Raw genomic sequence first — 11,285 nt, 5'->3', positions numbered from 1 at the left:
CTGGCAAGGCTGGGACGGAAGTCACTGTCGTTCTCAAAATCGGTGGAGCTGCATGACAAGGTCATCGGGCATTATCTGAACATAAAACACTATCAGTAAGTTGGAGTCATTACCATGACGATTGTGTGGAAACCTGACATAAAGGTGCCCCACCCTTCCCCCATTTAGGTGTTACGCTTAATACCTGAGACCACAATCCCCCGAGCCCAAGGAGCCCCAATGCTCGCGTTGTACAACACAGTGATCGTGCTTTTAACCGTTGCCGCCATGGAACTCGTCGCCGCTCTGTCCCACAAGTACATCATGCACGGCTGGGGTTGGGGATGGCATGAATCGCACCACGAGCCGCGCACAGGCTGGTTTGAGGTGAACGACCTTTACGCCGTGGTGTTCGCGGTGCTGGCGATTGTGCTGATTGCACTGGGAACGTGGGGCCTGTGGCCGCTGCAGTGGATTGGTGCCGGGATGACGGCCTACGGCGCGCTCTACTTTATGGTGCATGATGGGCTGGTGCATCAGCGCTGGCCGTTTCGCTATATCCCGCGCAAGGGTTATCTTAAGCGTCTCTATCTGGCGCACCGTCTGCACCATGCGGTGCGGGGCAAAGAGGACTGCGTCTCCTTTGGTTTTCTCTATGCCCCGCCGGTAGAAAAATTGCAGGCGACGTTACGCCAGCGCAAGGCGCGTCGCGCAGCTAGCGAGGGCGCTGCCAGAGCTGAGCCGGACGCGGCGACGGCGTCGCAAAACGAGAAGTAAGCGCCAGCAAGGCGCCTTTTAGCAGTAATCCCGATTTTTCCACCGAACTGGTGCCCTGCCGATTATCCCAGGCGCGGGCACCCGCCGCGCTCACCTTCACGCCAATTTCACGGTACACCCCGTGCGCCGAGGCAATTGCCCACGCGGATCGCAGCGGCAGTCCGGCCAGACCTTGCCGGGCAGAGGCATAGTAAGGCTCGGCTTCGGCCACCAGCCTCTGGGCAATGCCCGCGAGGGGTTGGCGCATCTGGGGCGCGGTAATTGCCGCCGGGTCGATGTCCGCCTCCGCCAGCCACCGGGCCGGCAGATAGCAGCGACCAACCCGGGCATCCTCCACAATATCCCGGGCGATATTGGTGAGCTGAAACGCCAGGCCTAAATCACAGGCGCGATCGAGCACCGCTTCATCGCGCACACCCATCACTCTCGCCATCATCAGCCCCACCACCCCCGCCACGCGATAGCAGTATTGCAGGGTGTCATCGAAGGTCTCGTAATGCGTCTCGCGCACATCCATGGCAAAGCCATCCAGATGATCGTAAGCCAGCTGGAGCGGGATGTTGTGCCCCAGCGCCACCTCCTGAAAGGCGGCAAAGGCGGGTTCATGCATCTCGCCCCCCTCCCAGGCGCGCAGGGTCTGGCGTTTGAGCATCTCAAGGCGTTGCTCGGCCGGGGCGATCTCCACGGGAGTGACGTTAAACCCCAGTTCCTGCCCGTCGATCACGTCGTCGCAATAGCGGCACCAGGCGTAAAGCATCAGCACGCTACGCCGGGTGGCGGGATCGAACAGCTTCGCGGCGGTGGCAAAACTTTTTGACCCCACGGCGATGGTGTCGGTGGCGTGATCCATCAGGGTTGTGTTCATCGGGAAAGCGCCTCCAGCATCAGTCCTGCCGTCGCTTTGGCCGAGCCGATCACCCCGGGAATACCGGCTCCCGGATGGGTACCGGCCCCGACCAGATACAGGTTGGGGATGAGGCTGTCGCGATTGTGCGGCCGGAACCAGGCGCTCTGGCGCAGGATCGGCTCCACCGAAAAAGCGGAGCCGAGATGCGCCCCAAGCTGGTCGCGAAAATCAAAGGGGGTAAACATGCGGTGAGTCACCAGCTGGCTGCGCAGCCCTGGCATGTAGTGGGCTTCGAGATAGGCAAAAATCCTGTCGCGCAGGCGCGGCCCTTCAACGTCCCAGTCGAGATCCGCCGTTCCCAGATGCGGCACGGGCGCTAACACATAATAGCTGCCGCAGCCCGGCGGAGCCAGGGAGGGATCGGTGACGCAGGGGGCATGCAGGTAGAGGGAAAAATCCTCCGCCAGGGCGTTTTTATTAAATATCTCGTCGATAAGCGCTTTATAGCGCGGCCCGAAACAGACGGTGTGGTGGGCCAGATCGTGCTGCTTGTTGAGGCCAAAATAGAGCACAAACAGGGAGTTACTCATCCGTTTGCGCTTGAGCGAGGCCGCGCGCGCCGCCCCTGTGGGATGATGTCCCAGCAGCTTTTCATAGGTATGCACCACGTCGGCATTGGAGGCCACCGCCGCGACCGGGATCGTCCGGCCATCTTTGAGCGTGACGGCGATGATACGATCGCCGTCGGCCTGCAGCCGAGTCACCTCCACATTCAGCTGTAGCTCGCCGCCCAGGTCCTGGTAGAGCTTCACCAGCCCCTGCACCAGCGCCCCGGTTCCCCCGCGGGCAAACCAGACGCCCCACTCCCGCTCAAGGGCGTGGATCAGGGTGTAAATGGACGAGGTGGCGAAGGGATTGCCCCCCACCAGCAGGGAATGAAACGAGAAGGCCTGACGCAGCTGTTCATTCTCGATAAAGCGCGAGACCATGCTGTAGACGCTGCGCCAGGCCTGCAGGCGGGTAAGCTGCGGCCCGGCGCGAAGCATGTCGCGAAACGAGAGGAAGGGCACCGTGCCGAGTTTGAGATAGCCCTCGTTAAACACCTCCCGCGAATAAGCGTGAAACTTGCGGTAGCCCTCGACATCGCGCGGGTTAAATCGTCTTATCTGCTCTTCCAGCCGGGTCTGCACGTTGTCGTAATCAAAGACTTCTCCCGTCTCCCAGCAGAGGCGATAGAACGGGGTCACCGGCAGCAGCTCGACATAATCGGCCATGCGTTTACCGGCCAGGGTAAAAAGCTCTTCGATGGCGCTGGGATCGGTTATTACCGTCGGCCCGGCGTCAAAGATGAATCCCTCTTCGTGATAAACATAAGCGCGTCCGCCGGGCTTATCCCGCTGCTCCAGCAGAAGCGTGTTGATGCCCTGCGCCTGCAGCCGAATGGCCAGCGCTAATCCGCCAAAACCGGCGCCAATAATCACTGTTTTATTCATGGTGAAACGCTCGCATCCGGGGAGTGAGTTTCAGTATGGCGAGCATCGCTTCGCCGACGGGTACCGGGGGCTTGCCTGCCAGGATCCGCGCTTTATCGGCCAGAGTAATGTTTCCGGCGTAAAAGCGGGCAATCAGCCCTTCGTTAAGAGAGTAAAACCGCTGCATCACCTGCCAGCGCTTATCGGCATCCCCCGCCAGGAACAGCATGCGGTTGAGGGAGCGGAAAAAGCGCTGCTCGCGCCACTGGCGCAGGGCGTAGCGATGGATAACGGAAAAAAGCGCGGCTGCGCTGATATCTGCGCTTGCGGCAATGGCCTCGGCCAGCGCCACCGCGTGGGGCAGGGAATAGCCGGTGGTGGCATGAAAGAGCCCGGCGCGCAGTCCGCTGCACGGCTGTTTGTCTCGCCCCTGCCAGTACGCCGGGAAATCGCCCGCCAGCATAATGGGGAGGTCGCCCTGCTCTTCGCGCTCAAGATGCGCCAGCCCCCAGCCCTGCTCGCGGGCATAATCGGCGATGTTTTGCCGCGCAACGCCAGCATCCAGTCGGGCGGCGTCAACGTAGTGGGTATCTTCGATCAAGAGTTCGGTGGCGGAAAGCGGCAGCGTGTAGACAAAACGATACCCGCCCTGCTGATTGACCGTGGCATCCATCAGGATGGGCCGGGTCAGGCCGTGGGGCTGGCTCAGACGCCACTGCTGGCCGAGAAAGGACTGGCTGCCGGTAGTAAGATGCCTGTCCGCCATGTAGCCCCGACCATCAATGACCGCCCGGGCCTGGAGCGTGGTGCCATCAGCAAGCGTCACCGAGGTCGGGGTGAGCGCGGTGACTGCGACGCGGGTATGCAGATTGTCGCCGCAGGTCGCGGTCAACACCTCGGCAAAACGTTCGGAGGTGATGCTGAGATAGTCCCCGGCAAGGGTGCGGTTCAGGTCCGGAAAGCGGACGTCATACCCCTGCCAGCGGTGAGCCACCAGCGGGGCAACCCAGCGATGCTGTTCCGGAGTAATGTCGCCCTCGTGAAAAGACCAGGTGTGATTCCCGCCAGGCTTACTGTCAGCCTCAAGAAGCAGTACGCGCAGCGCCGGCTGTAGCTGTCGCAGGCGTAAGGCGATCAGCCCGTTGGCCAGTCCGCCGCCCGCTAAGATGATATCCCATGCTGGCGCCATTACGTTTGCGCCACCAGCGTGGCCTGACGCAGCTGGGCCAGGTTTGCACTGCCGGTGCAGAAGCAGGCGACGCGCAGCTGGTCGATAATCACCTGAAAATGGTCGATAACCGCCTCGCTGGAGGTTAACGCGCTTTGCAGCACGCCGGCCGCCTGCCCCACCAGGCTTGCGCCTAAGCGGATCGCTTTTGCCACCTCAATGCCGTTGGCGATCCCGCCCGAGGCCACCAACGGCATATCGGGCAGCGCCTGATGCAGATCCTGGAGCGCCGTTGCGGTCGGGATCCCCCAGTCGGCAAAAGCCATCGCCACCGCCCGGTCGTGGGCGTTAACGGCGCGTTCGCCCTCCACCGCCGCCCAGCTGGTGCCCCCGGCACCGGCGACATCCAGCATCGCCACTCCCGCCGCCGCCAGCTTGCGGGCTACCGGAACTGAAATTCCGTTACCCACCTCTTTCACCACCACCGGCACATCCAGCGCCTCGACGGTGCGATGGATGGCGTCGATGACGCCGTACCAGTTGCGATCTCCGCCGTGCTGCAGCGCCTCCTGCAGCGGGTTAAGGTGGATGATGAGCGCATCCGCCGCGAGGGTCTCGACGGCCCGTTTTGCATAATCCAGCCCCTGTGGTCCCGCAATTTGCGCCGCGCCGAGGTTCGCCATCAGCACAATGTCCGGGGCAAAAGATCGCAGTTCACGCGTCAGGCCATATCTGGCGTCACTCTCCAGCGCCACGCGCTGGGAGCCCACCCCCATCGCCAGCCCCAGAGTTTGTGCGGCAATGGCAAGGTGTTGATTAATCTGACTCGCCCGTCGGGTGCCGCCGGTCATGGAGCTTATCAGCAGCGGCGCGTTCAGGGTTCGGCCAAACAGCGGGGTCGAGAGGTCAATTTCATCAAGATGCAGTTCGGGCAGTGCGCAATGCCCGAAGCGCCACTTTTCAAAGCCGCTGGTACATTTTTTTACGCCGGGCATGCTGTTCAGTACGATATCGAGATGATCGCTTTTACGTTGCGACAGGCTGCTCATTGACACTCCGACAGGGATAACGACAGGCTCTGGCTGATAAGCGTCAGCTGTTTTTCAAACCAGATGTGAACATAGTAGCGGGCGGTATTTCCCGGCTGACAGGCGGTAGCAATATGCTGATCGGCGCTGCGCACGTGCTCGCGCAGCCGCAGGAAGACACTCTCTGCCCCGAGCACGGCAACCAGCGTCGATTTGTCTTTATCCTGATGCGGATCTTTGCCGTTGGCACTGGAGCCATCGGTAAGGTCATCAATCAGCTGGAAGGCCTGGCCGAGATCGCGGGCAAAAAAGCGCAGCCGTTCGCTGACCGGAGGCGGCGCGTCGGCGGCAATGGCCGCCAGTTGCAGAGCGGCGTTGAACAGGCTGCTGGTTTTCAGCTCATTGGTCAGCAGGATCTCATCGGTATTTCGGCTCTGGCGGGCCTCATTGAGATCGCGGAATTGCCCCTGCACCAGCCCCATATGCCCCACCGACGCAGAGAGCTCAGCAATCGCCCGCGCTTTTGCCTCGTGGGTCAGCGAAGGCGCGCGGGAGATAACGCAAAAAGCGTGGCTGAGCAGCGCCACCGCCGCCAGGATCGCCACGTGTTCGCCATACTGGTAGTGAACCGTAGGCCGCCCGCGGCGGAGCGTCGCGTTGTCCATGCAGGGCATGTCATCCAGGATCAGGGAGGCGACATGGACCATCTCAATGGCGCAGGCCAGGTCGAGAATGCCCGTCGGCTCTGTTTTGTAGCCCATATCTCGCGCCGCCAGCAGCAGCAGCAAAGGGCGCATACGCTTGCCCGCGACAAGCGTGGCATCACGCATGGCTGCATAGACTTGCCCTTCCTGCTCCCCCGCGGGCAAAAGTTGTTCGAGACGTTGCTCAAACGCAGACAGCAGCATCTTCACATCATCTTCATGACTGTGGGTCATAGTGGCTTCCCCGGTGTTATGGTGGCGACGTCCGCAGAAGAGGTAAAAACGCTTGCCGCAGGCTGGTTTACAAAGCGTAGCGTATCCTTCTGCGTTTTGTTGCCTGACAGGAAAAGAGAAAGCAGGGGTAGATTTTAATATTTTTAAAATCAATACATTGAAATAAAAACCAACCAGCAAATTGCACAAAAATTTACATTTGTAGAGATTTTAGGCGTCGTGGCTCTCTTCCTCTTTGCCAAAAGCTAACCGTAGCGCGTATTCGCGAATGTCCTGCGGCCAGCTTGCGATAGTGGCCGTAAATGCCGCTTCATCGTCGGCAAACAGCGCGCGCATGCTGGCCTCGTAGCCAGGAAGATCCCCCGCGATTTCGTACATAAAGTGATAGGCGCGGTCGTGGCGCTGGCGCTTGTTATCTGCCGGTTTAGCGCTTTTCCTCGCCTGATCGATAAGTCGGCGCAGCGTAGCGGAAGCGCCGCCGGGCTGCGTGGCCAGCCACTCCCAGTGCCGGGGCAGCAGGGTGACCTCTTTTGCCGACACGCCCAGTTTTGGCCGTCCACGGGTTTTCACCGCGGTGCTTTCCGCCAGCTCCGGGTAGACCGCCAGGGCGCTGGCAATATCTTCATGAAGATGAATATCGAGGCGTTTGCCGCTGCGATCGTTGAAAATGAAAACGGTTTCACGACCGATGTTAACGGATTGTAGCTGCTGCATCAGTTCGCTCAGGGTTCCGTGCGCAATCTGCTGCTGCCGCCAGAAGGCAGTGAGGGTGATAGCGGGCATGTGCTTGCCTTTTTATCCGGGTAAAAATATAAGCATAGGCTGGCAATGAGAATGGCGCCAATTTTACCCGGATAAAATTTGTTATGCCCGTTTAGCCTGACGTGATGGCTTCGATTTGTGCATAAAATTTAAAAACTCTTTCTGCCACAATGTTGCGTAAAAGTAAAATCACTATCATCGTTTGCGGCAGAAGCTGCCGCTGGCCTGAAGCTTATCTCCCCTCCCCCGCAATCAGTCCTACCATTGCCCTTAGCTCTTCTCGTGAAAGCGGCTGCCGGTCGGTAACAAAATGCAGCGTCATCCCTTCTATAAACGCATCCAGCGCGCGGGCGGTGACCGGATCAAACCACTGCTCAAGCGTCGTCTGGCTGGTTTTCATCCAGTCCTGCATCACGCTTTTTAACGATGGGCTGCGGTTCATAAAGGCATAAAGCTGATACATCAGCTCCATATTGTGCGGCGTGGTGACCTGGGAACTGTGAATCAGGGTGGTAATGGACTCGCAGGCCATCTCCGGCCCCGTCACCCCGGCAAAAAACTCGCGGTACTGCACCGACATCTGCTGCGTAAACCAGGTGAATGCTTCCTCGAGCAGCGCGTCCATCCCGGAAAAATAGTAGGTCATCGACCCCAGCGGCACCCCGGCGCAGCTGGCGATTTTGCGATGGGTGACGGCGTTCAGGCCGTGTTCGGCGATGGTATCCAGGGTGGCCTGTAATATCCGTTCCCGCCGTTGCGGATCGTTAGGTCGTCTGTTCATTTTTACCTCAGCGAATTTATGTACAAATGTACACAAACTTGCTAGTGTTGTCTCCTGTGTTGTCCCTCTGGTACAGAAATCATGACCGACATCTCATCGCGCAAAAAGCTGCAACGCCGCCTGTGGGCGCTGTTTATGTTCTTTTTTATTCCCGGCCTGTTGATGGCCTCCTGGGCCACACGTACCCCCGCTATCCGCGACATTTTGTCGGTCTCGACGGCGGAAATGGGCATCGTGCTATTCGGCCTGTCGATAGGCTCGATGAGCGGCATTCTCTGCTCCGCCTGGCTGGTTAAGCGCTTCGGCACGCGGACCGTGATCCGCACCACTATGTGCTGCGCGATTCTGGGTATGATGATGCTCAGCGCTGCGCTGTGGTTTGCCTCCCCGCTGGCGTTTGCCCTCGGGCTGACCGTCTTTGGTGCCAGTTTTGGCGCGGCAGAAGTGGCGATCAATGTCGAAGGCGCCACTATCGAGCAGCAGATGAACAAAACCGTGCTGCCGATGATGCACGGCTTTTACAGCCTCGGTACCCTGGCAGGCGCCGGTATCGGCATGGCACTCACCGCCTCCGGTATCGCCGCCACGACCCATACTTTGCTGGCCGCGCTGGTCTGTATCGCCCCGGTTCTGCTGGGGATCACCGCCATCCCGGACGGCAACGGCAAAAACCAGGCCGGTGAGAGCAAAACGGGTGAGAAAGGCCTGCCGTTTTATCGCGATATGCAGCTGATGTTGATTGGCGTGGTGGTGCTGGCGATGGCCTTTGCCGAAGGCTCTGCAAACGACTGGCTACCGCTGCTGATGGTGGATGGCCACGGATTCAGTCCCACCTCCGGCTCGCTGATTTACGCCGGGTTTACGCTGGGTATGACCGTCGGTCGCTTTACCGGCGGCTGGTTTATCGACCGCTACAGCCGCGTGGCGGTGGTACGCGCCAGCGCCCTGCTGGGCGGGCTGGGCATTGCGTTGATTATTTTTGTTGATGTCGACTGGATTGCTGGCGTGTCGGTGATCCTGTGGGGACTTGGCGCCTCGCTCGGCTTCCCGCTCACCATCTCGGCAGCCAGCGATACCGGCCCGGATGCGCCAGGGCGCGTCAGCGTAGTCGCCACCACCGGCTATCTCGCCTTCCTGGTAGGCCCACCGCTGCTGGGCTTCCTCGGGGAGCACTATGGCTTACGCAGCGCCATGCTGGTGGTACTGGGCTTAGTGATCATTGCCGCTCTGGTCGCCCGGGCGGTCGCTAAACCGGCGTCGCAGAGTGAATCTGTCATGGAGAATGGATAATGAGCGTTAAGATGATTGCGGTTGATATGGATGGCACTTTCCTGAACGATGCGAAGGAGTACAATCGCGCGCGCTTTCTGCGCCAGTATGCGCAAATGAAGGAACGGGGCATACGGTTTGTGGTCGCCAGCGGCAACCAGTACTACCAGCTGATCTCCTTTTTCCCGGAGATAGCCGATGAGATCGCCTTCGTCGCTGAAAACGGCGGCTGGGTGGTAAATGCCGGAGAAGATGTTTATAACGGCGAGCTGACGCAGGCGCAGTTCGCCACCGTCGCGGAGTTTCTTTGTTCCATCCCGGAAGTGGAAGTGATCGCCTGCGGGAAAGGCAGCGCCTATACCCTCAAGCACTATGGCGAAGCGTTCCATGATGTTGCCGAAAAGTATTATCACCGCCTGGAAAAGGTGGATAACTTCGACAACTTTAACGACATCTTCTTTAAATTTGGGCTGAATCTGCCGGATGAGGAGATCCCGCGTATCCAGGAGATGATCCACGACAAACTGAGCGATATTATGGTGCCGGTGACCACCGGCTACGGCAATATCGACCTGATCCTGCCGGGGATCCACAAGGCCAACGGCCTGCGTCTGCTTCAGGAGCTGTGGGGCATCGACAACAGCGAAGTGGTCGCCTTTGGCGACAGCGGTAACGACGTGGAGATGCTGAGCCAGGCCGGGTTTAGTTTTGCCATGGCCAATGCCCGGGATCACATCAAAGCGGTCGCCCGCTATGAAGCGCCGCACAATAACGAAGAAGGGGTGCTGGAGATTATCGACCGCGTCCTGAACCGCGAGGCGCCGTTCAACTAAGGTCATGCCCGGCGGCGCGTTGCTTGCACGGGCCTGCGATTTTGTAGGCCGGGTAAGGCGAAGACGCCACCCGGCAAAATGCGGGCACCATGCCCGCTTACTCCGGCTGTAACGAACTGCCCACCCGCTTGTCTTTCAGGAACACAAACATCAGTGCCAGCCACAGCAGGCCGTTTACCAGGTTAAACAGGCTGAACAGCCCGTTGCCGCCGCTGCTGAAGGCGTGTTTGCTCACCTCAATGCCCACGGTAAAGATCAGCATCTGTAACATGCCCATCGCCGCCGACACCGTCCCTTTGCTCACCTCGCTGGCAAACAGCGTCAGGCGCACCAGCCCGGCGTTTGCCAGCCCAATGCCAAATGCGTAGATGCTGAGCCCGGCGGTCATCCACAGGTAAGCGTGCGATGAGACGACCGTCGCCACCGCGGCCACCACCAGCCCAATCACAATCGGCCATCCGCCCATAATAATCAGCGAGCGTACGGTACGGCGCGAGGTCAAACGGGCCAGCACGATGTTACCCACAATCAGCGCGCCAAAAATCGGCACCTGCAGCAGGCCATATTCGTAGCTGCTGAGGTTTTCGCCGCTGATGATGATCACCGGCGACTGGGCGATCCACGCCAGCAGCGGCAGGCAGACAAAGCCGATCGCCAGCGCCCCGGCCACAAAGCGACCGTTTTTCAGCACCGCTTTATAGTCGCGCCCCAGCTCCTGCAGTGAGAGCTTTTCGCCGATGCGGGTAGCCGTTTCGGGCATCGCCCGGTGCAGACCGTAAAACGAGATGGCGGCCAGCACCGCAAACAGCACAAACATCCCCTCCCACGGCGCGACGTGCACCCACGCCGCCCCCACCAGCGGGCCCAGCAGCGGGGCAATGAGCGCCACGTTAGCCATCAGGGCGGTGATTTTGATGCACACCGCCTCCTCAAACGACTCCTGGATGGCGGCGTACCCAACCGCGCCGATAAAGCACAGGCTGATCCCCTGCAAAAAACGCAGCACCATAAACTGCTCGATGGTTTGCGCCAGCAGGGTTGCCAGGCAGGTGACGATAAACCACGCCACCCCGGTGAGCATCACCGGACGACGGCCAATACGGTCCGACAGCGGGCCGAGCAGCCACTGTAAAAACATCCCCCCTGCCAGATAGGCGGTCATGGAGGTGGGTACCCACTCAATCCCGGCGTTGTACTGCTCCACCACGGCCAGCATGCCGGGCTGGATCATATCGTTACCGATATAGGTGGAGAATTCGTAAAGCACCAGGCACAGGGGGAACAACAACGCCTGACGCCCCAGGCGAGTGCCAGAAGAAGAACGGTTTAACATGGAGTCTCAATATCCGATAAAAAATCGCGCAGAGTGTAATGAAATGGCCGCGCCAGAGATAGCAGATTCACGCAGCAGTTCAGAAATAACGCACAAAT

General features: G+C 59.7%; 12 protein-coding genes. 4 read left to right on the top strand and 8 right to left on the bottom strand.

Features of this window, described 5'->3' with window-relative positions; translation table 11 throughout:
* Nucleotides 1–99, top strand: a 99-nt coding sequence (locus tag FHC51_RS12700; RefSeq protein ID WP_000641146.1) for an IS1 family transposase, incomplete at its 5' end; no start/stop codon positions are given.
* A 120-nt stretch (nt 100–219) separates the two neighbouring features.
* The gene (locus FHC51_RS12695; protein WP_103823447.1) at nt 220–756 is read left to right on the top strand and encodes a sterol desaturase family protein; all 537 of its coding nucleotides are present in this window, start codon (nt 220–222) and stop codon (nt 754–756) included.
* On the opposite strand, the gene crtB is transcribed toward FHC51_RS12695, so the two are convergent.
* The 7 genes from crtB to FHC51_RS12660 form a co-directional block, all read right to left on the bottom strand.
* Complete coding sequence (gene crtB, locus FHC51_RS12690; protein WP_220435693.1) at nt 695–1,621, bottom strand: 15-cis-phytoene synthase CrtB; 927 nt, start codon at nt 1,619–1,621, stop codon at nt 695–697. The two genes, FHC51_RS12695 and crtB, sit on opposite strands and share 62 nt — an antisense overlap.
* Nucleotides 1,618–3,096, bottom strand: a complete 1,479-nt coding sequence (locus FHC51_RS12685) for a phytoene desaturase (protein WP_220435692.1) — start codon at nt 3,094–3,096, stop codon at nt 1,618–1,620. Before FHC51_RS12685 ends, crtB begins: the two co-directional genes overlap by 4 nt.
* Entirely contained in the window at nt 3,089–4,264 is a 1,176-nt protein-coding gene (gene crtY, locus FHC51_RS12680; protein WP_220435691.1) for a lycopene beta-cyclase CrtY, read from the bottom strand. The genes FHC51_RS12685 and crtY overlap by 8 nt, the downstream gene beginning before the upstream one ends.
* Nucleotides 4,264–5,292, bottom strand: coding sequence for a type 2 isopentenyl-diphosphate Delta-isomerase (gene fni / locus FHC51_RS12675; RefSeq protein ID WP_220435690.1), 1,029 nt, complete (start codon nt 5,290–5,292; stop codon nt 4,264–4,266). Before fni ends, crtY begins: the two co-directional genes overlap by 1 nt.
* Nucleotides 5,289–6,209 (bottom strand): polyprenyl synthetase family protein, encoded by a 921-nt coding sequence (locus FHC51_RS12670; protein ID WP_114315510.1) that lies wholly within the window; start codon nt 6,207–6,209, stop codon nt 5,289–5,291. Before FHC51_RS12670 ends, fni begins: the two co-directional genes overlap by 4 nt.
* Nucleotides 6,210–6,419: 210 nt before the next feature.
* Nucleotides 6,420–6,992 (bottom strand): DUF2239 family protein, encoded by a 573-nt coding sequence (locus FHC51_RS12665; RefSeq protein ID WP_220435689.1) that lies wholly within the window; start codon nt 6,990–6,992, stop codon nt 6,420–6,422.
* Between the two features lie 211 nt (nt 6,993–7,203).
* Nucleotides 7,204–7,752, bottom strand: a complete 549-nt coding sequence (locus FHC51_RS12660; protein ID WP_220435688.1) for a TetR/AcrR family transcriptional regulator — start codon at nt 7,750–7,752, stop codon at nt 7,204–7,206.
* Nucleotides 7,753–7,833: 81 nt separating this feature from the next.
* Between FHC51_RS12660 and FHC51_RS12655 the strand changes: the two genes are divergently transcribed.
* Both FHC51_RS12655 and FHC51_RS12650 read left to right on the top strand, forming a co-directional pair.
* On the top strand, nt 7,834–9,042 hold the full coding sequence (locus FHC51_RS12655) for an MFS transporter (protein WP_220435687.1): 1,209 nt from the start codon (nt 7,834–7,836) through the stop codon (nt 9,040–9,042).
* Entirely contained in the window at nt 9,042–9,854 is an 813-nt protein-coding gene (locus tag FHC51_RS12650; RefSeq protein WP_220435686.1) for a Cof-type HAD-IIB family hydrolase, read from the top strand. The genes FHC51_RS12655 and FHC51_RS12650 overlap by 1 nt, the downstream gene beginning before the upstream one ends.
* Nucleotides 9,855–9,951: 97 nt before the next feature.
* Here FHC51_RS12650 and FHC51_RS12645 read toward each other — a convergent pair whose 3' ends face one another.
* Complete coding sequence (locus tag FHC51_RS12645) at nt 9,952–11,187, bottom strand: MFS transporter (protein ID WP_220435685.1); 1,236 nt, start codon at nt 11,185–11,187, stop codon at nt 9,952–9,954.
* Between the last annotated feature and the right edge of the window lie 98 nt (nt 11,188–11,285).

The sequence above is a fragment of the Leclercia sp. EC_58 genome (assembly GCF_019584355.1).
Classification (GTDB): Bacteria; Pseudomonadota; Gammaproteobacteria; order Enterobacterales; family Enterobacteriaceae; genus Enterobacter.
Note: the sequence above shows the minus strand (reverse complement) of the source record. Positions and strands in the feature narration are given on the sequence as shown.